General features: G+C 71.9%; 25 protein-coding genes. 9 read left to right on the forward strand and 16 right to left on the reverse strand.

The annotated features are described in order from the left end of the window. Positions 1-16 precede the first annotated feature (16 nt). Positions 17-1,042: a LacI family DNA-binding transcriptional regulator gene (locus tag IMZ11_RS22265; RefSeq protein WP_228644283.1), complete on the reverse strand. Its 1,026-nt coding sequence runs from the start codon at positions 1,040-1,042 to the stop codon at positions 17-19. A gap of 184 nt (positions 1,043-1,226) precedes the next feature. Between IMZ11_RS22265 and IMZ11_RS22270 the strand changes: the two genes are divergently transcribed. Continuing rightward, complete coding sequence (locus tag IMZ11_RS22270; RefSeq protein WP_228644284.1) at positions 1,227-1,919, forward strand: alpha/beta fold hydrolase; 693 nt, start codon at positions 1,227-1,229, stop codon at positions 1,917-1,919. A gap of 70 nt (positions 1,920-1,989) precedes the next feature. On the opposite strand, the gene IMZ11_RS22275 is transcribed toward IMZ11_RS22270, so the two are convergent. From IMZ11_RS22275 to IMZ11_RS22295, 5 genes are all read right to left on the reverse strand, one after another. Then, the gene (locus tag IMZ11_RS22275; RefSeq protein ID WP_228644285.1) at positions 1,990-2,814 is read right to left on the reverse strand and encodes a universal stress protein; all 825 of its coding nucleotides are present in this window, start codon (positions 2,812-2,814) and stop codon (positions 1,990-1,992) included. A 126-nt stretch (positions 2,815-2,940) separates the two neighbouring features. Further along, entirely contained in the window at positions 2,941-4,059 is a 1,119-nt protein-coding gene (locus IMZ11_RS22280) for a site-2 protease family protein (RefSeq protein WP_228644286.1), read from the reverse strand. Between the two features lie 97 nt (positions 4,060-4,156). Next, positions 4,157-5,449: an aminotransferase class I/II-fold pyridoxal phosphate-dependent enzyme gene (locus IMZ11_RS22285; protein ID WP_228644287.1), complete on the reverse strand. Its 1,293-nt coding sequence runs from the start codon at positions 5,447-5,449 to the stop codon at positions 4,157-4,159. 102 nt (positions 5,450-5,551) lie between these two features. Beyond that, positions 5,552-5,935 (reverse strand): ATP-binding protein, encoded by a 384-nt coding sequence (locus tag IMZ11_RS22290; RefSeq protein WP_061261188.1) that lies wholly within the window; start codon positions 5,933-5,935, stop codon positions 5,552-5,554. 60 nt (positions 5,936-5,995) lie between these two features. Further along, entirely contained in the window at positions 5,996-6,859 is an 864-nt protein-coding gene (locus tag IMZ11_RS22295; RefSeq protein ID WP_228644288.1) for an AraC family transcriptional regulator, read from the reverse strand. A gap of 95 nt (positions 6,860-6,954) precedes the next feature. Here IMZ11_RS22295 and IMZ11_RS22300 point away from each other — a divergent pair, with 95 nt between their 5' ends. Beyond that, a complete protein-coding gene (locus tag IMZ11_RS22300) occupies positions 6,955-7,359 on the forward strand; it encodes a DUF2000 domain-containing protein (protein ID WP_228644289.1) in 405 nt (134 codons plus the stop codon). Between the two features lie 136 nt (positions 7,360-7,495). Then, positions 7,496-8,209 (forward strand): Sir2 family NAD-dependent protein deacetylase, encoded by a 714-nt coding sequence (locus IMZ11_RS22305; protein ID WP_228644290.1) that lies wholly within the window; start codon positions 7,496-7,498, stop codon positions 8,207-8,209. Between the two features lie 18 nt (positions 8,210-8,227). Here IMZ11_RS22305 and IMZ11_RS22310 read toward each other — a convergent pair whose 3' ends face one another. Beyond that, positions 8,228-8,410, reverse strand: coding sequence for a hypothetical protein (locus IMZ11_RS22310; protein WP_228644291.1), 183 nt, complete (start codon positions 8,408-8,410; stop codon positions 8,228-8,230). A 125-nt stretch (positions 8,411-8,535) separates the two neighbouring features. On the opposite strand from IMZ11_RS22310, the gene IMZ11_RS22315 reads away from it, so the two are divergent. Together IMZ11_RS22315 and IMZ11_RS22320 are read left to right on the forward strand one after the other, a co-directional pair. Beyond that, positions 8,536-9,009, forward strand: a complete 474-nt coding sequence (locus tag IMZ11_RS22315) for a MarR family winged helix-turn-helix transcriptional regulator (RefSeq protein WP_374462539.1) — start codon at positions 8,536-8,538, stop codon at positions 9,007-9,009. Between the two features lie 202 nt (positions 9,010-9,211). After that, positions 9,212-9,781 carry a GNAT family N-acetyltransferase gene (locus IMZ11_RS22320; protein WP_228644292.1) on the forward strand — a complete coding sequence of 190 codons (570 nt, stop codon included), beginning with the start codon at positions 9,212-9,214 and terminating at the stop codon, positions 9,779-9,781. A gap of 47 nt (positions 9,782-9,828) precedes the next feature. On the opposite strand, the gene IMZ11_RS22325 is transcribed toward IMZ11_RS22320, so the two are convergent. Then, a complete protein-coding gene (locus IMZ11_RS22325; RefSeq protein ID WP_061261181.1) occupies positions 9,829-10,278 on the reverse strand; it encodes a heme-binding protein in 450 nt (149 codons plus the stop codon). A gap of 239 nt (positions 10,279-10,517) precedes the next feature. Between IMZ11_RS22325 and IMZ11_RS22330 the strand changes: the two genes are divergently transcribed. Further along, entirely contained in the window at positions 10,518-12,380 is a 1,863-nt protein-coding gene (locus IMZ11_RS22330) for a CdaR family transcriptional regulator (protein ID WP_228644293.1), read from the forward strand. Positions 12,381-12,501: 121 nt separating this feature from the next. On the opposite strand, the gene IMZ11_RS22335 is transcribed toward IMZ11_RS22330, so the two are convergent. The 6 genes from IMZ11_RS22335 to IMZ11_RS22360 all read right to left on the reverse strand — a co-directional run bounded on the left by IMZ11_RS22335 (position 12,502) and on the right by IMZ11_RS22360 (position 18,376). Then, a complete protein-coding gene (locus tag IMZ11_RS22335; protein ID WP_228644294.1) occupies positions 12,502-12,861 on the reverse strand; it encodes a Rieske 2Fe-2S domain-containing protein in 360 nt (119 codons plus the stop codon). 11 nt (positions 12,862-12,872) lie between these two features. Then, positions 12,873-14,081, reverse strand: coding sequence for an FAD-dependent oxidoreductase (locus tag IMZ11_RS22340; RefSeq protein ID WP_228644295.1), 1,209 nt, complete (start codon positions 14,079-14,081; stop codon positions 12,873-12,875). Further along, positions 14,078-14,419: a Rieske 2Fe-2S domain-containing protein gene (locus IMZ11_RS22345; RefSeq protein ID WP_228644326.1), complete on the reverse strand. Its 342-nt coding sequence runs from the start codon at positions 14,417-14,419 to the stop codon at positions 14,078-14,080. The genes IMZ11_RS22340 and IMZ11_RS22345 overlap by 4 nt, the downstream gene beginning before the upstream one ends. Continuing rightward, a complete protein-coding gene (locus IMZ11_RS22350; RefSeq protein ID WP_061261176.1) occupies positions 14,419-15,132 on the reverse strand; it encodes a TenA family transcriptional regulator in 714 nt (237 codons plus the stop codon). Before IMZ11_RS22350 ends, IMZ11_RS22345 begins: the two co-directional genes overlap by 1 nt. Before the next feature lie 102 nt (positions 15,133-15,234). Beyond that, a complete protein-coding gene (locus IMZ11_RS22355; protein ID WP_228644296.1) occupies positions 15,235-16,695 on the reverse strand; it encodes an aldehyde dehydrogenase family protein in 1,461 nt (486 codons plus the stop codon). Further along, on the reverse strand, positions 16,688-18,376 hold the full coding sequence (locus tag IMZ11_RS22360; protein ID WP_228644297.1) for a gamma-glutamyltransferase: 1,689 nt from the start codon (positions 18,374-18,376) through the stop codon (positions 16,688-16,690). The genes IMZ11_RS22355 and IMZ11_RS22360 overlap by 8 nt, the downstream gene beginning before the upstream one ends. 429 nt (positions 18,377-18,805) lie before the next feature. Between IMZ11_RS22360 and IMZ11_RS22365 the strand changes: the two genes are divergently transcribed. Further along, entirely contained in the window at positions 18,806-20,392 is a 1,587-nt protein-coding gene (locus IMZ11_RS22365) for a hypothetical protein (protein WP_228644298.1), read from the forward strand. Between the two features lie 75 nt (positions 20,393-20,467). Here the strand turns inward: IMZ11_RS22365 and IMZ11_RS22370 are convergent, their stop codons facing one another. Further along, positions 20,468-21,211, reverse strand: a complete 744-nt coding sequence (locus IMZ11_RS22370; protein ID WP_228644299.1) for a hypothetical protein — start codon at positions 21,209-21,211, stop codon at positions 20,468-20,470. Positions 21,212-21,322: 111 nt separating this feature from the next. Further along, entirely contained in the window at positions 21,323-22,105 is a 783-nt protein-coding gene (locus IMZ11_RS22375; RefSeq protein WP_228644300.1) for a 3'-5' exonuclease, read from the reverse strand. A 111-nt stretch (positions 22,106-22,216) separates the two neighbouring features. Between IMZ11_RS22375 and nfi the strand changes: the two genes are divergently transcribed. After that, complete coding sequence (gene nfi, locus IMZ11_RS22380; protein WP_228644301.1) at positions 22,217-22,879, forward strand: deoxyribonuclease V; 663 nt, start codon at positions 22,217-22,219, stop codon at positions 22,877-22,879. Positions 22,880-23,092: 213 nt separating this feature from the next. Next, complete coding sequence (locus IMZ11_RS22385; protein WP_228644302.1) at positions 23,093-24,223, forward strand: zinc-binding dehydrogenase; 1,131 nt, start codon at positions 23,093-23,095, stop codon at positions 24,221-24,223. Positions 24,224-24,265: the final 42 nt, after the last annotated feature.

Genomic DNA, 24,265 nt, shown 5'->3' on the forward strand with positions numbered 1-24,265 from the left:
CCGCGATCGTCGGCGGTCAGGTGGAGTCGCGCTCGACCAGGGCATGGCTCCACAGGGCGAGGCGGCGCCGCCCGGCGGCGCCGCCCCTGACGATCTCGTCCAGGGTCTGGGCGAGCATGACCGGACCGGTCGTGACATCAAGGCGGACGGTGGTGAGCCGGGGCCGCAGCAGGTTCGCCAACGGCAGGTCGTCGCACCCCACGACCGCCACGTCGCCGGGCACGGAGAACCCGTTGTCGGCGAGCACGGCCATCAGCAACATGGCGTATTCGTCGTTGTAGGCGAACACGCCGTGCTTGGTCCGCGCGTGTCCGGTGGTGTCCGCGGCCCGCCACACGTCCAGCCGTGCGGCGGTCGCGGCCTCGGAGAAGGCCAGGTCCACTTGGGTGTACGGCACGCCGCGGGCGGCGGCCACCCGCCGCACGCCCGCCGCCCGGAGCAGGCCCATGTCGCGCAGGCCGTCCTCGGCCGGGACGATCGCGGTGAGGGTGCGGCTGCCACGCGCGAGGAGGTGTTCGGCGGCCGTCGCCCCGATCCCCTCGTGGTCCAGGGTCATGGTGGAGACGATCTCGGAGGACCAGCCCACGACGCCGATGCCGATCACCGCCTTGATCCCCGCCGAGTGCAGTACGTCCACGGACTGCCGGGTCAGCCGCCCGGCCGGGGCGAGGACCGCGACCGGGCGAAGCTCGGCCCAGGCGCGGGCGGCGGCCACGCCTTTCAGGCGGCGCGCGCCGTACTGGATCATGGTGTATCCGAGCCGGCTGAGCTCGCGGTCCAACTCCTCCATCAGGCCGACGGCGAGCGGGCCGTACGGGACGTCGACCAGCGGCACCAGCACCAGCCCGCTGTGCCCGGTCCGCAGCGTCCGCGCCCCGGCGTGCGGCACGTACCCGAGCCTGTCGACGGCCTCAAGGACCCGCGCCCGCGTCTCGTCGCTGATCCGCACACCCTGGCGGTCGTTGAGGACGTACGACACGGTCGCCTGAGAGACCCCTGCCTCGCGGGCGACGTCGAGACTGGTGGGCGGCTTAGCGGACATCACGTCCATTCTGGATCATCGCGAGTTGATAAAGACCAGAACCTCGCTCTTGTCACCTTCTGGGGGCGATGCTATCAACTGCTTATACGTATAAACGGCGCGTCGCCGCCGGGGTGACCTGCAGGGGCGTCCCCCCTTGCCGGCACACGCTCCGTAATGTCGATCACATCTGTGAGGTGGTCCGATGCTGCACACCCGCGAATGGGGCTCCGGTGACCGGGTCGCCGTGCTGATCCACGGCATCATGGCCGACTCCCGCTGCTGGTGGCGGGTCGGGCCGGCGCTGGCCGAGCACGGTTACCGGGTCATCGCGGTGGACCTGCCCGGCCACGGTGACAGCCCCCGCGCCGGTGACTACACCCCCGAGCTGTACGCGTCGAGCGTGCTGGAGTCGGTCCCGGCCGCCCCCGACCTGGCCATCGGCCATTCACTCGGCGGCCTCACCCTGTCGGTCGCGGTCGAGCGGCTCATGCCGGGTAAGGCGATCTACTCCGATCCGGCGTTCCGCCTCCCCAAGGTCGACGGCGTGGACCTCGGCGCGATGATGGCCGCGGCCAAGGACCAGACCGTGGAGATGGTGCGGCAGGTCCATCCCGGCTGGTCCGCCGAGGAATGCGCACTCGAGGTCGAGATGCTGGCCAAATGGGACCCGGCGACCGCGCTGGCGCTGGACTCGTTCGCCGGCCCGGACTTCACCCCGGAGCCGGTGGTGCCGTCACTGGTCCAGCTGGCCGATCCGAGCGATCTGGTCTCCCGGGAATTCGCCGACGCCCTCGCCTCCAAGGGCTTCGAGGTGCGCGTGGTGAAGGGCGCCGAGCACACGATCCATCGTCACCTGTTCGACGACTTCATGGCCGGCCTCGAGGGCTGGATCTAGGGCATGTACGGAGGTGAGATCAGGGAGTCGCCCGCGCGCCTTTACAACGTAGATTCCTACGGTGGATCGGTCAGCCCTGGTGGACGACGGCGACGGGGCAGAGCGCGTCGTGGAGCACGGCCTGGGTGACCAGGCCGAGCGAGACGCCCGCAGGTTCGCGGTGCGCGCGGTTGCCGACGACGAGGAGCGCGGCGCCCTCACTCGCGGCGAGCAGGGCCTCCTCCGCAGGCCGTTCCGCGAAGGAGGTGGAGACCTCCACCTGCGGATACTTCTCGCACCACGGCGCCACGATCCGCTGGAAGCGGGCCGCGGCCTCACGGGGCGACTCGTCCCCGTCCCTCCACGCGTGCACCGCCAGGAGCCCGCTGCGGCGCAGGGTCGCCTCCTCCAGGGCGAAGGCCAGCGCCTTCCCGTTCCGCGGGGAGTCCTCCACCCCGACGACGATCCGGCCGGAGGCGGAGCTCGGCCCGCTGACCAGAATCACCGGGCAGGGCGCGTGCCCGGCTACCTGGACGGCGGTCGAGCCGACCTTGAGCCGCTCGAAGCCGCCCATCCCGCGCGTGCCCAGGACGATCAACTCCTCCGCCGCCGCTTCGGTGAGCAGGACCGACGCCGGGGAGCCGTTCTCCAGCCGGGACCTGACCTCCAGCCTCGGCGCCAGCGTGCTCGCCAAAGTGACGCCCTTGCCGATGACGAACTCCGCCGAGTGCCGTACGGTCTCGATCACCGACGGGTCGCTGGGAGGCACGGCGAACGGCCACTGCCAGGCGTGGGTCACCACCAGAGGCGCGTACCTCAACTGCGCCTCCCGCACCGCCAGCCGCAGGGCCGTCTCGCTGCACGCCGATCCGTCGTATCCGGCCACCACGGGCCGCTGGGAGTAATCGGCTCGCATCGCCGCCGCCTCCTCGCCGTCGGTTCCCTCAGATCCCGGGCGTCAGGTCGCGTCCTGGGCGGTCCTCTGCCCCCGGACGGGCCGGTCACGCGTCGAGAGCCCATCCCACCGGCTCGGCCAGCCCGCTCATCCGGTACGGCGCAGGAGCGCCAACCGGACCATCCTGGACAGATCCTGCGCGGTGACCATGCCCACGACGCGTCCTCCCTCGGTGACGAGGGCGGCCATCGGGCCGATGGCCGGACGTTCGAGCAGTTTGGCGGCCTCCTCGTCGGGGCCGAGGATCCGCTCCGGCGGCACCGGTCTGGCGAGGCGGTCCAGGCGGGTGGTGGCGCGCTGCGCGGGCGGAACGGCGGCCAGGGTCTCCAGGGTCACGTATCCGACGGGGGCGCCGTCGAAGGCGACCACGGGAAACACGGACTGGTGCGAGCGGGAGGCCACGCCGGAGACGAACTCCTCCACCTCCAGCCAGGCGGGGGCGGCGTCGGGCAACGGGGTCATCACGTCCCTGATCCGCACTCCCCCGAGCCCCTCGCGGGCGGACCTCGCGGCCATCTCGGTGCCCGCGGCCCCGGCGAGGAACCATCCGATGATCATGAGCCAGAGGCCGCCCGCCCATGACGTGAAGAGGACCTCGGCGACGCCCAGGGCGATCAGCAGCAGCCCGAGTCCCTGCCCGGCGCGCGCGGCGGCCCGGTCGGCGCTCACGCGGTCGCCCCTGCGCCACCACAGCACGGCGTGCAGGACCCGGCCGCCGTCGAGCGGCGCGCCGGGGAGCATGTTGAAGACGCCGAGCAGGAGGTTCATCAGGGACAGCCACATTAGGGCGGACAGGACCACGCGGGGTCCGGGCATGAACGCGGCCATGAGGAAGGCGAGGCCCGCGACGGCCAGGCTGGTCAGTGGGCCGACCACCGAGATCTCCAGCTCGCCCCGCGGTGTCCGTGCCTCGCCTTCCATCTGGGTGATGCCGCCGAAGAGCCACAGCGTGATCGACTTGACCGGGACGCCGCGCCACCGGGCGACCAGCGCGTGCGCCAGCTCGTGGGCCAGGAGCGACGCGAGGAACAGGACCGAGGTCACCACCGCGAGCGTCCAGTAGAGCCCGGGCGCCTGTCCCGGGGCCGCGCCGGGCAGTACGGCGCCACCGAGACTGGCCGCGATGAGTGCGGCGATCACCAGCACCGACCAGTGGGCGCCCACCGGGATGCCGGCGACCCGCCCGAGGCGCAGACTCTGCTTCATATGTCCACCATCCGCCCGAAGGGCCCATCCCGTCAGGGACATTCCGCCCCTTTTTGGGAGGACCTTCGACTGCCCGGTGCAGCGCGGTTGTAACCGATCAGCTCCCCGAGGCGCGCTCCATGAGCCTGGCGGTGGCGACGAGGCGCACGCAGACGGCCAGGCCCTCGATGGCGAGTTCGAGCTCCTCCAGGTCCGGATACGTGGGCGCGATACGGATGGTCCGGTCCAGCGGGTCGTCTCCGTACGGGTGCGTGGCGCCGGCGGGGGTCAGCGCGATGCCGGCCTCGGCCGCCTTGCGCACCACCTCGCGGGCGCAGCCCTCGGGTACGTCGAGGCTGATGAAGTAGCCGCCGGCCGGGTCGGACCAGGAGGCGAGACCGGTGCCGCCCAGCTCCTTGTCCAGGATGCGGATCACCGCGTCGAACTTCGGCCGGATCAGGTCGCGGTGGCGGCGCATGTGCGCGGCGAGGCCCTCGGCGTCCTTGAGGAACCGGACGTGGCGGAGCTGGTTGATCTTGTCGGGGCCGATGGTCTGCTTGGCCGCGTTGCCGATCAGCCAGGCGACGTTCGCGGGCGAGGAGCCGAAGAAGGCCACTCCGGCACCGGCCAGGGTGATCTTCGAGGTGGAGCCGAAGACGAAGACGCGGTCCGGGTTGCCGTTCTCCGCGCACAGCTCCAGGATGTCGGCGATCTCCACGGGGCTGTCCGCGAGGTGGTGAACGGCGTACGCGTTGTCCCAGAAGACGCGGAAGTCGGGGGCCGCGGTCGGCATGGCCGCCAGGCGACGCACGGTCTCGTCGCTGTAGCAGACGCCGTCGGGGTTGCTGTACTTCGGCACGCACCAGATGCCCTTGACCTGCGCGTCCTCGCGCACCAGGCGCTCGACGACGTCCATGTCGGGGCCTTCTGGCGTCATCGGCACGGGGATCAGCTCGATGCCGAAGCGCTCGCACAGGGCGAAGTGCCGGTCGTACCCGGGAACCGGGCACAGGAAGGCGACCCGCGGCTCGTCCACCCAGCGGCGCTCCGCGCCGGGGAGCCGGCTGAGCAACGCCTGGACGACGGTGTCGTGCATCATCGCGAGGCTGGAGTTGCCGCCCACCACGAGCTGGGCGGCGGGCACCTGCAGGGGTCCGCTGAAGATCTCCCTGAGCTCCGGCAGGCCCTGGAGTCCACCGTAGTTGCGGCAGTCGGTGCCGTCCGCGGCCGTGTGGTCACCCTCGCCGGGCAGCGCGAGGAGGGCCTCGGACAGGTCGAGCTGCCGGGCGGCGGGCTTGCCCCTGGTGAGGTCGAGGGACAGGCCACGCGCCACGAGGGCGGCGTGGTCGTGGACGGCGCGGTCGTGCTCGGCGACGAGCCGGTCGCGGTCGCCGAGGTTCGATGAGGTCACGGGTCTTCCTTAGGAATCGGTCATGGCGGGGAAAGCGCGGCGATTCCGAGGATAGAAGGCGACCACGCCCGTCCCCCGACCCCCCTGGGATCGGCGCCTCGGTCAGGCCATCTCGAACCAGACCTGGTTGCGGCCCGCCTCCCGGATCATCCCCCATCGCGCCGCGAGCGCGTCGAGCAGCGGCAGGCCCCGCCCGCCGGTGCCGTTCGGTACGGCGTGGCCCGCGCACGGCGGATCGGCCGAGCCCTCGTCCTGCACGCAGACGCGTACCCCCGCGTCCGTGCGGGACACCGTCAGCGTGAACGACCCGCCCTCACCCGACCGCGAGTGGACCACCGCGTTGGTGGCGATCTCGCTGGTCAGCAGGACGCAATCGTCGTGCAGCGGGTGGTCCTTCCCCAGGGCGGCGGACACGAGCCTGCGTGCCCGCACCACCTGCTCCCGTCCCCCGGCGAGCCGGGCCACCCGATCCCCCGTGACGTTCATCAACGACCTCCGCTCTCTGCGCCCCCTACAGAGATGACGCGTGACGATCTACCTGAGATGTCACGAGAAAGTAGGAGACTTCGCCTTGGCCGGGATCAGCGCCGCCCGGTAGCGCCCCGGCGTGATCCCGAAGCAGCGCACGAACCAGCGGGTGAGGTGGCTCTGGTCGGCGAACCCGACCTCGGCGGCCGTCTCGGCGACCGTCCGTCCACCGGCGAGCAGCCGCCTGGCCTCCCGCATCCGCAGCTGACGCTGGTAGTCGCTGGGCGCCATGCCGTACGCCGACAGGAACGCGCGGTAGACGGCGAACCTGCTGCCCCCGGCCGCCGCGGCGAGTTCGGCCGCGCCGATGTCCGTACGGTAGGACTCGGCCAGGACCCGGCGGGCGCGTTCCGCGACGTCGCGCGAGCCCGTGAGCCGGGGCGGCGACCAGGTGACCCCGCCCGTCCGGCGCGCGGCGGACAGAACGGCCCGGGCCAGCGACTCCTCCCAGCGGAGCGGCTCCGCGCCGTCGAGGAGGGCACGGGCGGCCTGGCGCAGCGCGCGGGCGAGCACGGGATCGGACACCACCGGATCGCGGAACAGGGGCAGCCCCGCGGGGCGCCCGAACGCGTCGCCGAGCGTGTCGCGGATGAGACCGGGGCCGATGTGGATCATGCGGTAGGTGAACCCCGTGCCGCCGGAGGCGTGCCCGTCGTGCGGATCGTCGGGGTTGAACGCCATGACCATCCCTGCCGCGCTGGTGTAGCCCGCCCCTCGGCAGGTGAAGGACTGCGCGCCCTCGTCGGTCACGCCGAAGGAGTACGTCTCGTGGCTGTGGCGGTGGTAGACGTGCCGCTCGAAATGGGCGTGCATCGCCTCGACCGGGTGATCCGGCGATCGCCGGTACCGCGTCCACTCGCCTTGTGTCCGCTCCCTCTGCATCCGCTCCCCTTGAACCCGTCGAGTCGCCACACTCCATTGTGCGCGTCGCACCAGCGTTCAAGACCGCGGCCGCCGGACCCGGGCAGCATCGCCCCATGCGTTTCGACACCAAGATCGGCATCGCCGTACGCTCCGACCTCGCCGCGTGGCAGAAGCTCAACGTGACCGCCTTCCTCGCCGGCGGGATCGCGGTGGCCGCCGACGACATGACGGGCCTGCCGTACGAGGACGGGGAGGGGAACCGTTACCTGCCGCTGTTCCGCCAGCCGGTGCTGGTCTTCGCGGCGACCCAGGAGCAACTCGCCCAGGCGCACACGCGGGCGCTCTCCCGGGACGTCAGTACGGCCGTCTACACCGAGGAGATGTTCAAGACCGGCAACGACGACGACAACCGCGCGGCGGTCCGGGAGGCCGCCGAGCTGCGGCTCGTGGGGCTCGCCGTCCACGGCCGCAGGAACGACGTCGACAAGGTCCTCAAGGCCATGTCCCTGCACAACTGAGCCGCGCGCCGGGCCGCCCGGGACGGCGTCACGTCGCGTCCCGGCCCACGGCGTGGCACGATCTTCCGATCAGCCGCGGCCCCGGCTCCATCTCGGCGAGGCCGGTACGGGTGCGCGGCCGGGGCGAGGAGCCGCGATGATCACTGTCATGACCGGGGCGGGCATCTCCACCGAGTCCGGCATCCCCGACTATCGGGGGCCGAGCGGGTTGTGGCGGGCCGATCCCGACTATCAGCGACTCGTCACGCTCGACTACTACCTGGCCGACCCCGCGATCCGCGCCCGCTCCTGGCGGTTCCGGCGGGACAGCCCCGCCTGGACGGCCAAGCCCAATCCGGCGCACCTGGCGCTCGTGGAGCTGGAGCGGGCGGGGAGCCTGGATCGGCTCATCACGCAGAACGTCGACGGCCTGCACCAGAAGGCGGGCTCCTCCCCCGGACGGGTGCTGGAGCTGCACGGCAACATGTTCGGCGTCGTCTGCGTCGGCTGCGCCGCCCGATCCACCCTGCGCGAGGCTCTGGACCGGATCGACGCGGGCGAGCCGGACCCCGCCTGCCGGGAGTGCGGCGGGACGCTCAAGACCTCGACCGTGATGTTCGGCGAGTCGCTCGACCCGCACACCGTCACCGAGGCGATCGACGCGGCCGAGCGCAGTGCGGTGTTCGTCACGATCGGCACCTCGCTGCAGGTCCAGCCCGCCGCCTCGCTCGCCCGCATCGCGGTCGAGTCGGGCGCCCGTCTGGTCATCGTCAACGGCGAGCCCACGCCGTACGACGAGTTGGCCGCCGAGGTCGTACGCGACCCGATCGGCCAGGCCGTCCCCGGCCTGCTGGCCCGGCTGTCCGGGTGAGGTCGGCGACGACGCGGCTCAGGTGATGTCCAGCCACATCAGCAGGACGAGCCCGAGCAGGTGGCCCAGGACGATGAACACGATCAGGAAGATGAAGATGAACTTGGCGGGCCCATGTTCGAAATGCTTGCCCTTGCCGACCAGGGCCGGCCGCTGCGCCTGGCGCTCGGCGATCCGCTCTTCGAGGCTCTTCCGTCTCAAAGGGGCCACGACCTTACCTCCGGTCCGGTGACTCGTCCCGCGTGCGGGAGGAGGGCTCACGACGTCACGATTAATTGGTGCACAAACCATTTGTATACTAACTTTTATAGCACGCCGATACGGAGGTGCATGTGAGTGACTTCGCCGACATTCCGGACCCGCTGTCCCTGGAGCGGCAGGTGTGCTTCGCCCTGTCCGTCGCCTCCCGGAACGTCATCGCGGTCTACCGGCCGCTCCTGGAACCCATGGGCCTGACCCACCCGCAGTACCTCGTCATGTTGGCCCTCTGGGAGCACGCGCCCCTGGCGGTGAAGGACCTCAGCCGGATGCTCCAGCTCGATCCCGGCACCCTCTCCCCCTTGCTCAAGCGCCTGGAGGCGGGCGGGCTCGTCCGCCGCGAGCGGGACACGAACGACGAGCGCGCGCTCGCGGTCGTCCTCACCGCGGCCGGCAAGGACCTGCGGGCCGAGGCGGAGAAGATCCCCCCGGCCATCGTGGCGCGGCTCGGCATGGGGCTGGACGAGCTCCAGCACCTGCACGAGTCGCTCATGCGGGTGATCGCCGCCGCCAACTCCGCCAACGGCCATGGAGCCGCATAGCCCCGCGTTCCATGTGCCGGGCCGGACGGCTGTGCTACGTTCATCGGCACGAGAAGCGCGTTCCGCCCGGCGGATCCGCCGGTTTCCGACCCCTTGAGGGAGGTGAGGTTGATGACCGTGATGACGGCTGCCACGCGCGGCTTCCGGTCCATCCTCACGTTCCCGGCCCTCGGCTGATCTCTTCCACATCGCCGGGGCCCTCATGACAAAGGGTTTCACACTGGTGTTCACCGATTCTTCTTCCGGCATCTGGACCACCCGCCCCGAGACCGATCAGGACGCCGCGGCGATCCGCGCGGTCACCCTCGGCGCCTTCCCCACCCCGTTGGAGGCCGACCTGGTCGAGGCGCTGCGCGCCGACGCCGCATGGCTGCCCGGCCTCTCCATCGTGGCCGAGGACACCGACGGCACCGTCGCGGGCTACTCGCTGCTCACCCGCTGCCACGTCCGCTCCGGTTCCGGCTCCCAGGTCCACGACACCCCGGCCCTCGCGCTGGGACCGTGCGCCGTGCTGCCCGCGTACCAGAGACGGGGCGTCGGCTCGGCCGCGATCCGCGCCGGTCTGGCGGCGGCCCGCGCCATGGGCGAGAACCTCGTCCTGGTGCTCGGCCACCCCGAGTACTATCCGCGCTTCGGGTTCACCCCGGCCTCGACGTACGGGATCCACCCGTCCTTCGACGTGCCCGACGAGGCGATGATGGCGCTGGTGTTCGACGGCACGCCGCCGGTGCCGAGCGGCACCATCGTGTACGCGGCGCCGTTCGGCGTCTAACCAGCCGGTTCACGTCGGCGCAGTCCCGTGACCGCCGCGCCCGGCGGTCACGGGGCGGTGCCGGCGACCTTCTCCCTGAACGCGCGCAGGGCGGCGGCGCCGACCGCCTTGTCCTGCGCGCCGTTCCCGCCGCTGACGCCGACCGCGCCGACCACCTGGCCCTCGTGGACGATCGGGAACCCGCCCACGAAGACGGCGAACCTCCCCGGGTGCATGTGGGCGATGCCGAACGCCTCGTTGCCGGGCAGGGCAGGGCCGTCCGGGGGCTCGTTGAACCTGTGGGTGTCCCGCTGGTGTCCCGCGGCGGTGAACGCCTTCGCGATGGCGATCTCGACGCCGGTGAGCCTGGCCCCGGTCATCCGGTGCAGGGCGATCGGATGAGCGCCGTCGTCGGCGACGCAGATGGTCTCCCTGACGCCGATCCGCCGGGCCTCCTCCTCGGCGGCCGTCAGCATGACCAGGGCGTCCTCAAGAGTCAACCGATAGACAAGGTGCACATTTCCTCCGGTGGTGGCACGACCGGACCCCGTGAACGCACGCCGAACGCGGCATCCCGCGCCCCCCGGAGTCGGCTGTCGCCCACTATCCCCGGCTATTGCTGAAAAGACGGCGAAAACCCAGACTGAGAAGAGCTCCTCCCGCCGTGGACGGCATCGGTCCCACCCGTCAGTCTCGGAGAGAGCCTGACCCCGGGCAACGTACAAACTGCCGAACCAGCGGGACGGGAATTGAGCACATGGCACATCCGCAGCAGCGCATCGACGGCACCGGCGACACTGGCGACACTGGCGACACTGGCGACACTGACCGCTACCACTGCATCGACGGCGACGGCGACGGACGCGTCCCGATCAGGGCGCTCCTGGCGGAACCGCCGCTGCGCGGGCGCCTGCTCGGCGGTGAGGCGGGGCTGGGCCGTACCGTCTCCTGGTGCCTGCCCCTGTCGGAGGTGCGACTCCCCGCCGTCGCGGACGGCGCCACGCTGCCCCGCGACCTCTCCGGCGTCGCCGTCCACCTGCCGACCACGGCGCTGGCCGGGGCGGAGGAACCGGGCCGGCTGGTGGCCGAGCTGGACCTGCGCGGCGCGGCGGCGCTGCTGGCCTGGCCGCCGCCGGAGGGTCCAGGTCCGCTCCCCGAGCTGGCCGGGGCCGCGAGGGCGGCGGACGAGGCGCGGCTCCCGCTGCTCCTCCTGTGCGTAGAGGCCGATTACCGCGTGGTGAGCAGGCTCGTGGGGCAGAAGGCGCTCGCCCAGACGTCCCACGTCCTGGAGTACAGCGCGCGGGTGCACCGAGCGCTGGCGGAGGTGCTCGCCCGCGGTTCGGGCATCCCCGCCATGGTGCGGGCCGTCGCGGGTCTCGCGCGCTGCCCGGTGATGGTGATGGACGCCGACGGGGAGACGCTCGCCTACGCCAGGTTCGGCTCGCCGGGTCCGGACCCCGGCGAGATCGGCGGCCTGCTGGCGGAGCGGCTGCCCGAGCTGCGGGTGCCACGCGACGGTTTCGAGACGGCCGTCGGCCTGATCGAGCTCGACCTGCGGCGGGAGAGCTCCTCCGAGGTGACGCACGTGATGATCGCGCCGATCGTGGTCGGCGGCGACCTGTACGGCCGGCTGGTCCTGATCGAGGCGTCCTGCCCGCCCGACGAGCACGATCTGGCCCAGCACCGGGTGATCGCCGAGCACGGTGCGACCCTGACGGGGTCGGAGATGCTGCGCCAGCGCTCGATCCGGGCGGCGGAGGAGCGGGCGAAGGGCGACTTCGTCGAGTCACTCGTCCACGGCAGGTTCGCCGACCCGCACGAGCTGGAGGCGCGGGCCCGCCATCACGGTTTCGACGTCGCGGGCCGGTTCGCCGTACTCGCGGTCACCGCGGCGGCGCTGCTGCCCACCGGGAGGCGCGACGAGCGCAGGGCCGCGGCGGTGACGCGGATCGCCCAGGCCGTCGAGCCCATGGCGGGCCGCTGGACGATGGCGGCGGCCGTCGGCACCTTCGTCGTGGTCATCCGGCAGATCTCGGACGGCGACGGGCACGCCGATCCGCTCACCGAGCAGGACGCGGTCGCGCACTTCGCCCAGCAACTGCACCGCACGCTGCGCCCACACCTGGGGGACGACGTCCGGGTCACCTCGGGGCGTTCCGGGCACGGCGCGGCCGGGGTGGCGGCCAGCTACTACGAGGCGCGGGTCGCGATGGGGCTGGCCAGGCACACCGGCGCCTCGCCCGTGTGCGGCTACGACGACCTGCGCGTCTACGCCGCGCTGAGGGAGGTCGCCGGCAGCCAGGAGGGCCGGGCGTTCGCCCGCGAGATCCTGGAGGCGCTACGCCGGGTGCACAGCCAGACCGGGGACCTGGAACAGGTGGTCATCGCCTACATCAAGTCGGCGGGCAACCTGAACGCCGCGGCCCGGATGCTCAAGCTGCACCGGAACACGATGCTGTACAAGCTCGACCGGGCCTCGCGGGCGCTGCGCATGGACATCCGGGCGGCGGACACCCAGTTCATGGTGTGGCTCGCCCACCACATCGACACCCTCGCGTCGGTGACCGGGGCGCTGTCGGACGAGCTCTCGCCTCCCGCCGAGGACGTGCTCGCGGTCTGATCGGTAGGACGACCGGGTTCGACGGGCGGCCTCCTCGCCGCCCGTCAAGCCCCGCACCGCCGAACTCCGCACCACCCGAACTCCGCACCGCCGAACCCGTGTCCGTCAGGCCCGGCGGCCGTCAGCCCGGCGCGCCCAGGCGCCTCCTGCGGGGGCCGTCCGCGGCGGCGTCCGGCGGGAGCCGTACCAGGATCTCGCCGTCCTCCTCCTTCACGGGGTACACGCGAATCGGCCGGGTCGCGGGCGGCGTGATCGGCTCACCCGAGTCGTACGCGAAGACGCTGCCGTGGCACGAGCACAGCAGGCCGTCCTCGGTGGCGTGGCCGGACGACAGCAGGCAGTCCAGGTGGGTGCAGTAGTTCGACATCGCGTAGACCCGGCCCTCCCAGCGGGCCACCGCGATCTCGGCCTCGCCCACGAAGAACCGCCGCACGACTCCGTCGGGGACCTGGCCCGACCTGGCCACACGCTGGTAGTCCATCGGCTCTCTCCTCACAGCAGTTCGGTCAGGTCGGTGTCCTCGTCGCGGAGCGCCGCCGGATCGGGTACGGCACGGGCCGCGACGAGGCTCCTCGCCACCGCCACCTCGCCGCCCCTGTCCATGCCGAACGCGGCACGCAGCACGCCCTTGTCGAGGTAGAAGGCGACGAAGTCGAACTCCTCCACCCGGCCGCGTACGACGATCTCGTCCCACTCCCGCGCGTGGCCCGCGTACTGCAGGTTCCGGCCGAACTGGTCGGACCAGAACCAGTGCGGCGACGTGTACGGCACGCGTTGCCCGAGGATGTTCTTCGCCGCCGCCATGCCGTGACCGCTGGCGTGGTCGAAGTGCTCCACCCTGATCCGCTGGTCGAACAGCGGGTGATAGTGGCGGGCCACGTCCCCGGCGGCGTACACGCCCTCGACGCTGGTGCGGCAGTACTCGTCGACCACGACGCCGTCGTCGAGTTCGATTCCCGACCCGGCCAGCGGCTCGACGTTGGGAACCATGCCGACCCCCACCACGACGACGTCGCCCTCGATCACCCGCCCGGAGCCGGTCAGCACGGCGGCGTGGCCGCCGGACTCGGCGTACTCGCGCACGGTCTCGCCGGTGCGCAAGTCGACGCCGGACGCCCGCTGCAACGCCGCGCACGCCGCGCCCATCCGCGCGCCGAGGACGTGGGCGAGCGGATGCCCGGCCCGCTCGACCACGGTCACCCTCGCGCCGCCCGCCAGCGCGGTCGAGGCCACCTCCGAGCCGATGAACCCGGCGCCGACGACGATCACGTGGGCGCCGGGCCGGATGTCGGCGCGCAGGCGGTCCGCGTCGGCCACGGTCCGCAGGTACCTGACCCGCTCGCCCTCGACTCCGGGCAGGCGGCGGGGCCGTCCTCCGGTGGCGACCAGCAGCGCGTCGGCGCGCAGGACGGAGCCGTCGGCCAGCTCCACCGCGCGTTCCGCGCCACGCACGGCCGCGACCCGCGTCCCGAGGCGGAGCTCGACATCGTTGTCGCCGCACCACTTCTCGGTCAGGAGGCACAGGTCCCCGCCACTCTCCTCGCCCGCGAGGTATTCCTTCGACAATGGCGGGCGCTGGTAGGGCGCGACGTGCTCCTCGCCGATGAGGAGCACGTCGCCCTCGAAGCCCCTGCGGCGCAGCGTCCGCGCGGCGACCGCGGCGGTCTGTCCGGCGCCGGCCACGATGACGGATCGGATCACCGGTTCTCCTCCGCCGCGAGCGTCCGGGGACGGGGGTCCACGAAGACCGCGCCGTCCTCGACCCGTACCTCGTAGGTGGGCTGGCATCTGTCCTGCCCGTCGGCCCGGCCGGTCGCGGGGTCGAAGGCCCACTGGTGGCCCGGGCAGATCACCCGGCCTCGCAGGATCGTGCCCTTCGTGAGCGACCGCTGCTTGTGCACGCACACGTCACGGAGCGCGTAGACCGTTCCGTCGATCATGAAGAGCCCGATCTGCTCGTCGCCGACGGTCACGAGCGTGCGCCCGCGCCGCGCGAGGTCCCGCAGCACGGCCACCTCGACCCATTCGCGCGCGGTCATCACGCCGCGACGAGACCGGGCTTGACGTAGTGGCTGTACAGGGCGTCGGTATAGGAGAACCGCATCTCCGCGCCGACCCGGCAGATCCGCAGGCACCGCTGCTGCAGCTCGGGCGTGTCCGCGTGGTCGAGCACGATCTGGAAGCCGCGCTCGCCGTGGACCTCGTCCGAGGTGATGTGCAGGTCGAAGAACTCGATCTCGTCCTCGGTGAAGCCGTAGACCTCGCGCAGCGGGACGATCTGCTTCTTATAGATGCTCGGGACCTGGGACTCCAGACCGATGACGAGCGCCGCCGTGGCGACCACGAAGTCCTCCCGCATGGCGACCGCGTAGCACCACGACTGGAGTCCCCGCGTGACGGGGTTCATGTTGGCCGGGTCCTCGACCCGCTCCCTCGTCGTCCCGCACGCCTCGGCGAACCGGATCAGCAGGTCGGTGTGGCGGATGTCGGCCAGCTCCTCCTCGTACATGTTCTGGAGGAGGAAGTCCTTGGCCCCGGTGTACCGGTCCGGGGTGTTGGCGTAGACGCAGGCCAGATAGTCGGCGAACGGACCGACGTAGTGGTAGTGGTTCTCCGCCCAGCGGGCGAAGTGCTCGCGCGTGAGCCGGCCCTCGGCCCAGGCCAGGCTGAACGGCGCGTCCTTCGCCTGGCGGCCCTTGATCGAGTCTTTCAGCGCCTGGCGGAAATCCTCGCGCGACAGCAGTTCCGGCATTTCCCTTCTCCCTTCGTCGTATTCCACGCTATGAATTCCCGCGGCCCTTTCGTACGGCCATACGGCACAGGTCCGGCCGTATTCCGTGTGCGGGTTGCACCATCAGTCGGGCGGGGAGAGATAGACGCTCTTCTCCTGCGTGTGAAAAAGCATCATCTCCGGCCCGGCCTGTTCCTTGTAGGTTTGCGTCCCGGATTCCTTGAGCCCCCCGAAGGGCACGTTCATCGCCATTCCCGTCGTCGGCTGGTTGACCTTCACCACGCCGGAGCGGCTGCGCCGGGCGAACGCCAGCGCCCGGCCGAGGTCGCGGGTGACGATCCCCGACGCCAGGCCGTACTCGGTGTCGGCGGCGAGTGACAGGGCCTGTTCGAAGTCGGCGGCCCGCTGGAACCCGAGCACCGGTCCGAAGATCTCCTCGCGGGCGAGCCGCATCTCCGGCCGCAGCCCGGTGAAGACAGCGGGGCTGACGAAGAGGCCGCGTTCCCTGCCGCCGCCGCCCAGGCGCCGCCCTCCGGTGACCAGTTCCGCCCCCTCCTCCTGGCCGATCCGCACGTAGCCGAGCACCTTGCCGAGCTGGAAGTCGGCGGCGAGTGGGCCCATGCCGACGCCGGGATCCGCGCCGTCGCCCACGACGAGGCGCTCGACGAGCGCGACCACGCGTTCCAGCAGCGGATCGTGCACCGGGTCCACGGCGATCACCCGGCTGGTGCCGGTGCACGCCTGGCCGCTGAGCCCGAAGGCCCCTTTCACGATGATCCGTGCGGCGCGGTCCAGGTCGGCGTCCGGCAGCACCACGACCGGGTTCTTGCCGCCCATCTCCAGCTGGGCCCGTCGCGACGGTCCCACCGCGGCGTGTACGGCACGGCCCGTGGCGGTGGAGCCGGTGAAGGTCACCGCGGCCACCCTCGGATCGGCCGCGACCGCCGCCCCGGCCTCCGCTCCCCCGTGCACGAGGGCGATCGCGCGGGGCGGCAGGCCCGCGGCGAGGAGCGCCTCGACCAACCGCTGGGCCATGTGCGGGGTGACCGGCGAGGGTTTGAACACCACTCCGTTGCCCGCCGCGAGTGCCGGGCCGATCTTGCGCGACGGGATGTTGAGCGGGAAGTTCCACGGGGTGATCGCGCCGACGACGCCCACCGGCTCGCGCCAGGTGTAGACGAGCCCGCCGTCGTCCGAGGGGTAGGACCGGCCCGAGATCCGGTGCGCCTCCCCCGCGTGGAAGCGCAGGTTGAGCGGGGTCCTGGCGGTCTCGACCGACGCCTCGGCCAGCGTCTTGCCCTCTTCGCGTACGAGCTCGACGGTCAGCTCCGCCCTGCGTGCCTCCAGGAGGTCGGCGGCTCTCCGCAGCACCTCGGCCCGCCGGTCGGCGCCGGCTTCGGCCCATTCGGCGGCCCCGTCGGCCACCGCGGACACAGCCTCGGCGACGTCGGCTGCCGACGAGTCGGGGAACTCCCCGACCAGGTCGTCCCTGTCCGCGGGGTTGCGGCGGGTGAAGACGGCTCCCGACAGCGCGGGCGTCCACCGTCCTCCGATCAGGTTGCGTCCGGACACCACTTCAGACACCGAGGGCCACTCCGTCCTGCCGGGGGTCGGCGGCGCCCAGCAGAGCGCCGGATTCCTGGTCGATGGAGACGACGAGGGCGCTGCCGCCCGCCGCCCACGGGCCCTGGACCCGTACCTGGTGGCCGAGGCCGCGCAGCCGGGCCAGCGTCTCCGCGCCCAGCCGCGACTCGCAGCGCAACTCGGGCTCCCGGCCGAGCACGTCGGCGTCACTGCCGGGGAACACGGTGAAGCGGGGCGCGGCCACCGCCCGCGCCGGGTCGGCGCCGTGGTCGATCAGGTGGGAGATCAGCTGGGTGTTCCACTGGACCTGGCCGTCCCCGCCGGGCGTGTTCCCGATGTGGCGCAGCCGTCCCCCGTCGTCCGTGACCAGCCAGGCGTTCAGCGTGTGCAGGGGCCGGCGGCGCGGCGCCACCTCGTTCGGATGCCCGTCCAGGAGGTAGGCGCCCCGGCCCAGCCGATTGTTGAGCACGACGCCGGTGCCGGGCACTGTGATCCGGGCGCCGAAGGTGAACGCGAGCGAGTGGATCAGGCTGACCGCGGTGCCGCTCCCGTCGACCGCCACCACGGAGGTGGTGTCACCTTCCACCGGCACCGGGGACCGCTTCACGGCCGGCGGCCCCTGCCCGGCCAGAGTGGCCCGCCGTACGGCGAGCGACTCGGGGGTGAGCAACGCGCGCCAGCGGTCGTCGTCCGAGGCGCAGTACGCGAGCCGGTCGGCGAAGGCCGTCGCGGCGGCGCCCGCCGACCGGCTCACGGCCTCCGCGGACAGCCAGGGCAGCTCGGCGAGCACGCCGTCGCACAACGCCGCCTGTTGCAGGACCATCCATCCCGGGGTGGGCATCGGGGTCTGGTGGACCGTGAGCCCTCCGTACCGCCCTGTGATCGACGGGCCGGTCAGCGCACGTCCGCACGACGTCCACTCGCCCCCGGAGAAGGGCGCTCCGGCGTCCGCGAGCGCGGCGACGGCGCGTTCCGCCAGCTCGCCCGCGTACAGGTCGGCCGGATCGACGGCGAGGCGGCGCAGCGTCCCGGCCAGCTCCGGCTGGACGAGCCGCGCGCCCACGCGCGGCGTCCGCCCGCCGGGGAGGAACACCGCGGCCGCGCCGGGGTCGCGTGCGAGGGCGTGCCGATGTTCGGCGATGTCGTCCCGCGTCCTGGCCGTGCAGGGCGTCCCGCGCTCGGCGGCGGCGACGGCGGGGCGCCACAGCTCCTCCAGGCCCCGGGTGGCTCCGGCGGCGTGCAGCGCGGCGAGGGCCGCGACCGCGCCGGGCACCGCGACCGCGAGCGGCCCGCCGAGCGGGATCGCGGTGAGGCCCCGGTCCCGGTAGAAGCCGGGGGTGCCGCCGTCCGGTCCGAAGCCGCTGCCGCCGAAGGAGACGACCGTGCCGTCCGGCCACCGGACCAGCGCGAAGGCGTCACCGCCCACGCCGCACTGTCCGGGGAGCGTCATCCAGCACATCGCGGCCATCGCCAGCGCCGCGTCGACCGCGTTGCCTCCGTCCGCCAGCACGCGCGCCCCGGCGAGGCTCACGGCGGGGTGGGCGGCGGCGACCATCCCGCCCGACGCGACCACGGGCCCGCGCGGCGGCGCGTCCCAGATGGGCACCTCCCCGCTGGGCGCGCGCCGCGTGATCGGGGGCCGGGTGACGGGATCTTCGCGTTCCTTCCGTATCGCGCTCACGGTTTCCAGTCTCGGCGCGCCGGCTTTCCCCGCGATATGGGACGAGTGCCGGAGATCCGGCCCAGGACTTGGGCGGGATGCACATCGGCGGCTCGATTCCGCCGTCGGTTCGCCGATTTCACCGTGGATTGCGGCCATGGGGCGCGGCCACCGGTATCCGTATCTGTATCGGCATCGGCATCGGCATCGGCATCGGCATCGGCATCGGCCCGAGTTTCGGTCGCCGATTCCGGCCGCGAATCACCGACCGCGATCCACTCGAGGGTGTTCCCCGGGAAACACTGGACGAGCCGGGACGCCGCTGGCACGCTGCACAAACGACCCGATGCGTAATGTGCAGTTTTCTCATTGTCCGTTCGGGGGTGAGCAATCAGATTCTGTGCATCTACTCGCTGCCTGGTACGCACGCCGTACCGAAAGGGAGGTGCCATGGAACTGGGTGCCGCTCACTGGATATACCTGGCCGGGATAGTCGTGATCATCGTCGTCATGATCATGCGGAAGAACATCGTCGTCCCCGCCGTCGCCGCGACGTTCTTCACCGCCTGGGCCTTCACCGGGAACATCGTCACCGGACTTCAGTCGATCTTCGGGGCCAGCCTCACCGCCGCCGCGGAGCTCTTCAACATCTTCCTGATCATCGCGCTGGTCACGGCGCTGCTCGGGGCGCTCAAGGCACTCGGCGCCGACCAGAGGATGATCGAGCCGTTCCGGATGGTGATGCGCGACGGGCACACCTCGTACTGGGTCATCGCGGGCGTCACCTACGTCATCAGCCTGTTCTTCTGGCCCACGCCGGCCGTGCCGCTGATCGGGGCGATCCTGCTTCCCGTGGCGATCCGAGCCGGGTTGCCCCCGCTGGGGGCGGCGCTGTCCATCGCGATCGCCGGCCAGGGCATGGCGCTGTCCAGTGACTATGTCATGCAGGTCGCGCCGGGCCTGTCCGCCAAGGCCGCCGGAGTGTCCGCCGGGGTCGTGGCCGACCGCGCGATGGTCCTGTCCCTGGTCGTGGGTGTGATCGCCTTGGTCCTCGCGTACGTCACGACGCGCAAGACCATCACGGCGCCGAGCCTGGAGCGCCTCCTGGCCTGGGAGGGCGGCCCGGCCGTACCCGTCGGCGCGGGCGTCGCCCCGGTCCCGGCCGCCTCCGTCGCGTCCACTTCGGGCGGGACCGGTTCCGGCGGGACCGTTCCCGGCGCCGGGAACGGCGCAGGAAGCGGTGCAGGAAGCGGTGCAGGAAGCGGCACAGGAAACGGCGCAGGAAGCGGCATGGATGGCGTCGCGGGGAACGCCCGGAACGCGGCCCTCGCCGGACGGTCCAGGGCCTTCGCGATCCTCGTACCGCTCGCCTTCGCCGCGCTGGTGGCCTACATGCTGCTGGGCAAGTTCACCGACCTGGTCCCGGAGACGATCGGCGGGCAGGCCGCCGCGCTGGTCGGCGGGGTCGCGGCCGTGCTGCTCCTGTTCGCGGCCGCCGTCACCGACGGGAAGCGCAGCCTGGAGACGTGCGCGGACCATGTGGTCGACGGCCTGGTCTTCGCGGTCAAGGCGATGGGTGTGGTGCTGCCCATCGCGGGCTTCTTCTTCATCGGCAGCGAGAACTTCGCCGGCCGGATCATGGGACTCGCGGAGGGCGCGAAGGCGCCGAACCTGCTGTTCGACCTGGTCAACGCGGCGCAGGGCGGGATTCCGAAGAACTCCTTCGTCATCGCGTTCGCGATCCTCGCGATCGGCATGATCACCGGCCTGGACGGGTCCGGCTTCGCCGGGCTGCCGCTGACCGGCTCGCTGTCCGGCGCGCTCGGCCCGACCACGGGGATGGATCCGGCGACGCTGGCGGCCGTCGGCCAGATGGGGTGCGTCTGGTCCGGCGGCGGCGTGCTCATCGCCTGGTCGTCGCTCATCGCGGTGGCGGGGTTCGCCCGGGTCCCCGTGCTGGATCTGGCTCGCAAGGCGTTCTTCCCGGTGGTCGCGGGCCTGGTGGCCGCGACGCTCCTCGCCGTGATCATCTTCTAGGCCTGTTCCCCGCCCGGGGCGCCCTCCATGCCGATCACCGGCGCCGGGGGCGCCCCACCCGTCGGCGGGCCCGGATCAGGGACCGGCGAGTACGTCGAGCAGGCCGGGGAGCACGATCCCGACCCCCATGACGGCAACGGGGGTGAGGAACTGGAAGCAGACGGCGAGGGCGCATCCCCGGCCGCCGCCCAGAGAGGACGGCGGCGGATCCTGCGGTCCGAGCCCGCGCCACAGCGACCGGGGTTCGGAGAACAGGTACATGACGGCGCCGATCTGGCCGACGGTGAACAGCCAGAACCACGCCCAGCGGTTGCCCAGCCGGGGCCGGGCCGTGCCCAGCATGATGACGAACGCGGCGATCCAGGCGACCTTGACCGTCCAGCTCACGTACGGCGCCGGCACCACGAACGGCCAGTGGGGGTACGCGGGCACGCCGTTGTCGCGAAGCTTGGCCTTCCGCAGCACCGGACGCGCCTCAGCGGCGTCCAGATCGGCGGTCAGATCGGCGTTCAGACGCGCCACCGTGTAGGTGTCGTCGGTGTCCTGTCCCCATGGGTCCTCCATCGAGTACCAGAACAGCGGGCTGTTCGACCAGCGCATCGCCCGCACATCCCCATGGCCGCTCTCGTAGATCACATACGTGACCCGCCCGGCACGGAGGTCCGCCCGGAAGTCCGCCACATCACGCGTCCGGGGAGCGGCGCTCAGGACGGTCACGAGGGCACCCCAGAGCAGGGTGACCAGCAGGAGCACGCGCATCCACAGGCCCACGATCCGGTACGACTCCCCCATCACCGGCGACTCCCGGTACGAATGCACGCGTCTCCCCCGATCGTGTCGGCCCGCCGTCCCCCTGCGGAGATCATCCTGCATGGCAGAGGAACGGCGGAGTGGATTGTGCGCATCCGCCCGGAATCGGAGGTGCCACGCTCAGTCGTCGAGGGCATCAGGGTCGAAGGGCGGATCGTCCACCGCCTCGGCCATGGACTCGATGAGCCGCAGCACGGCGCGGCAGTCGCCGACCGCGCTGTGGTCGCCGCCCGGCAGGGCGTGCCTGCGCCAGTCGGACCGCCGGGCGTCCCACTCGCCTCTGAACCAGCCGTACACGGTCATCGCGCACTTCCAGGAGAAGCCGCTCGACCAGGCCATGGCGTAGTCCAGGCTGCGGATCCTGGCCACCTCGGCACGCAGGAGCCGTCCGTCGTAGCGGCTGTTGTAGACCACGACCGGCCGGTCCGGTCCGGTGAGCACCGCGCTGAGCCGCGGCAGGACCTGCGCGAACGCGAGCTGCCCGGCGACGTCCGCGTCGAGGTACCCGTGGATCGCGGACGCCTCGGCCGGGATGGGGACGCCCGGGTCGACGAGCGTGTCGAGCAGCACGTTCCCCCGCATGTCGATCACGCCGATCTGCACCGCGCGGTCGGTGTTCGGATCGGTGCCGGTGGTCTCGGTGTCGAGGATGACGGCGTTGGAGCGGAGCATCTCGTCGGCCCATCGGATCGACCTCCACCGTTCGGCCTCGAGATCGATCGTGTCGCGTTCGCGATAGAGTTCGAACTCGCGCCCGTCCATGACGACGACCGCGACCGGCGGCTTGACCGGCAGGTGGCGTCGCTTCGCGAGCTGCCCCTTGGTGTGGAGATCGCGGGCGTTGGCCTGCCGCCAGGTGAACCGGGGCAGACCCTCGGGCGCGACCGCGGGGGAAGTGGTCATGATCGCGATATAGCAGGCAGCACCGACACTTCCACCCCGACGTCACGGCGCGTCACCCCAGACGGACCGGGACGAGCACGAGAGAGGCGGCCGATGGAGCAGGGTCCGGGCATGGCGGAGTGGCCGCGGAGCGTCGCCGAGGCAGAGGCCGTACAGGAACGGCTGCGCCCCCTGGTGGACCTCGACGACCCGGGCCCGGAGACGGTCCGGCACGTGGCCGGCCTCGACGTCGCGTACGCGACCGAGGGCGACGAGCTCACGGCGGCCGTGGTGGTCCTCGACACGGGCACGCTCGAGGTCGTCGACCAGGCGGTCGTCCACGAGCGCGCGCGGTTCCCGTACGTGCCGGGACTGTTCGCCTTCCGGGAGCTGCCGCCGCTGCTCATCGCGCTGGAACGGCTCCGGATCACGCCCGAGCTCCTGGTCTGCGACGGGTACGGCCTGGCCCACCCGCGGCGGTTCGGGCTCGCCTGCCACGTCGGCGTACTGACCGGCCTGCCCGCGATCGGTGTGGCCAAGACGGCGTTCGTCGGCGCCTACGGCGATCCCCCTCCGGAGCGCGGCTCCTGGGCGCCGATCGTGGACCGCGGCGACATGGTCGGGCGTGCGCTGCGTACCCGCGACGGGGTCAAGCCGGTCTTCGTCTCCCAGGGGCATCGTGTCGGGCTGGACAACGCCTGCCGGCACGTGTTGCGGCTCGCCCCGGCCTACCGCTTGCCGGAGCCGATCCGCCAGGCCGATCGGCTCTCCCGATCAGGCGCGCGCACCGCCTGACAGGCGGGCGCTAGCCGGCCTGAAGCGGGTCTGAGGGTGGGTCTCCGCGGCAGGGCTGAGGGGCCGCTCCCGGGTGCGAGCCCCAGGTCAGCGCATGGCAACCTTTGGACGAAACATATCGGTAACAGACCTAACGTCCTGGTTGACCGATATTGCGGGGGACCCGTATGGTCTCCTCCATATTCTATAGAATCCAGAATATGGAGGATCCGGATGAGCACCACTTCGCGCGCAGCGATCGTCCTTGACGCCGCTGGCGAGGTGGAGATCCGCTCCTACGAGGTTCCCGAACCCGGCCCCGGCGAGTTCGTGCTCAAGCTGGAGCTGTGCGGCGTCTGCGGCACCGACGCGCACATCTACCAGGGACGCCTGCCCAGCATCGCCTTCCCCGCGCTGCTGGGACACGAGATCGTCGGCACCGTCGCCGCGCTCGGTGAGGGAGTGACGACCGACCACCGCGGCCGTCCCGTCACCGTCGGCGACCGCGTCGGCGTCTTCCCCGCGGCCAGCTGCGGCCACTGCTACCAGTGCCAGGTGCGGCACCGCCCGGCGAACTGCCCGGACCGCCGCCCCTCCTACGGCTTCAAGTCCCCGGTGACGAGCCCGCCCCACCTGACGGGCGGGTTCGCCGAGTACCTGCACGCCGCCAACACCGGCACCGTGTTCTACCGTACGGACCTGCGGCCCGAGGTCGCGGTGCTCCAGGAACCGATGTCGGTCGCGCTGCACGGGATCGAGCGCGGCGGGGTCCGCCTCGGCTCGACCGTCGTCGTGCAGGGCGTGGGCGCGATCGGCCTGATGGCCGTGGTCGCCGCCCGCGCGGCCGGAGCCTCACGGGTCATCGCGGTCGGCGCTCCCCGGGCCCGGCTGGAGCTGGCGAAGGCGCTGGGAGCCGACGCCGTGGTGGACATCGCCGAGGTGGCCGACGTCGACGAGCGGCGGCGCGCGGTGTTCGACGCGCTGGACGCGCCGGGCGCCGACTGCGTGGTGGGCGCGAGCGGTTCGCCGCACGCCTTCATGGAGGCCATCGGGCTGGTGGCCGACGGCGGCGTCCTGGCCGAGCTGGGCAACTTCACCGACCGGGGAACGGTTCCGTTCAATCCCTTCAGCGACCTCCTGAAGCGTGACATCACCATCGCCGGCGTCTACGGCGCCGGCCCCGACATGCAGCGCAGGTACCACGACGCGCTGCACATCCTGGAGCGCGGCGGCTGGCCGTACGACCGTGTGGTCAGCCATCGCGTGCCCCTGGAGCGGGTGGGCGAAGCGCTCACCGCGCTCGGCGGCGGCTTCTCCCTCGACGGCCGGGACATCGTCAAGCTCGCGATCGATCCCTGGGCCTGAGTCTCTCCCCCATCCCCTGCTCCATGTAACTCCCCTTAATTC

This window comes from Microtetraspora sp. AC03309, assembly GCF_020826795.1.
Taxonomy (GTDB): domain Bacteria; phylum Actinomycetota; class Actinomycetes; order Streptosporangiales; family Streptosporangiaceae; genus Microtetraspora; species Microtetraspora glauca.

Excerpts from the sequence above, each read along its gene's own strand:
- IMZ11_RS22295 (WP_228644288.1), bottom strand. The coding sequence starts at position 6,859 with ATGCAGAGGGAGCGGACACAAGGCGAGTGGACGCGGTACCGGCGATCG.
- IMZ11_RS22300 (WP_228644289.1), top strand. The coding sequence starts at position 6,955 with ATGCGTTTCGACACCAAGATCGGCATCGCCGTACGCTCCGACCTCGCC.
- IMZ11_RS22330 (WP_228644293.1), top strand. The coding sequence starts at position 10,518 with ATGGCACATCCGCAGCAGCGCATCGACGGCACCGGCGACACTGGCGAC.
- IMZ11_RS22305 (WP_228644290.1), top strand. The coding sequence starts at position 7,496 with ATGATCACTGTCATGACCGGGGCGGGCATCTCCACCGAGTCCGGCATC.
- IMZ11_RS22335 (WP_228644294.1), bottom strand. The coding sequence starts at position 12,861 with ATGGACTACCAGCGTGTGGCCAGGTCGGGCCAGGTCCCCGACGGAGTC.
- IMZ11_RS22365 (WP_228644298.1), top strand. The coding sequence starts at position 18,806 with ATGGAACTGGGTGCCGCTCACTGGATATACCTGGCCGGGATAGTCGTG.
- IMZ11_RS22275 (WP_228644285.1), bottom strand. The coding sequence starts at position 2,814 with ATGCGAGCCGATTACTCCCAGCGGCCCGTGGTGGCCGGATACGACGGA.
- nfi (WP_228644301.1), top strand. The coding sequence starts at position 22,217 with ATGGCGGAGTGGCCGCGGAGCGTCGCCGAGGCAGAGGCCGTACAGGAA.
- IMZ11_RS22270 (WP_228644284.1), top strand. The coding sequence starts at position 1,227 with ATGCTGCACACCCGCGAATGGGGCTCCGGTGACCGGGTCGCCGTGCTG.
- IMZ11_RS22320 (WP_228644292.1), top strand. The coding sequence starts at position 9,212 with ATGACAAAGGGTTTCACACTGGTGTTCACCGATTCTTCTTCCGGCATC.
- IMZ11_RS22265 (WP_228644283.1), bottom strand. The coding sequence starts at position 1,042 with ATGTCCGCTAAGCCGCCCACCAGTCTCGACGTCGCCCGCGAGGCAGGG.
- IMZ11_RS22385 (WP_228644302.1), top strand. The coding sequence starts at position 23,093 with ATGAGCACCACTTCGCGCGCAGCGATCGTCCTTGACGCCGCTGGCGAG.
- IMZ11_RS22280 (WP_228644286.1), bottom strand. The coding sequence starts at position 4,059 with ATGAAGCAGAGTCTGCGCCTCGGGCGGGTCGCCGGCATCCCGGTGGGC.
- IMZ11_RS22375 (WP_228644300.1), bottom strand. The coding sequence starts at position 22,105 with ATGACCACTTCCCCCGCGGTCGCGCCCGAGGGTCTGCCCCGGTTCACC.
- IMZ11_RS22345 (WP_228644326.1), bottom strand. The coding sequence starts at position 14,419 with ATGACCGCGCGCGAATGGGTCGAGGTGGCCGTGCTGCGGGACCTCGCG.
- IMZ11_RS22290 (WP_061261188.1), bottom strand. The coding sequence starts at position 5,935 with ATGAACGTCACGGGGGATCGGGTGGCCCGGCTCGCCGGGGGACGGGAG.
- IMZ11_RS22350 (WP_061261176.1), bottom strand. The coding sequence starts at position 15,132 with ATGCCGGAACTGCTGTCGCGCGAGGATTTCCGCCAGGCGCTGAAAGAC.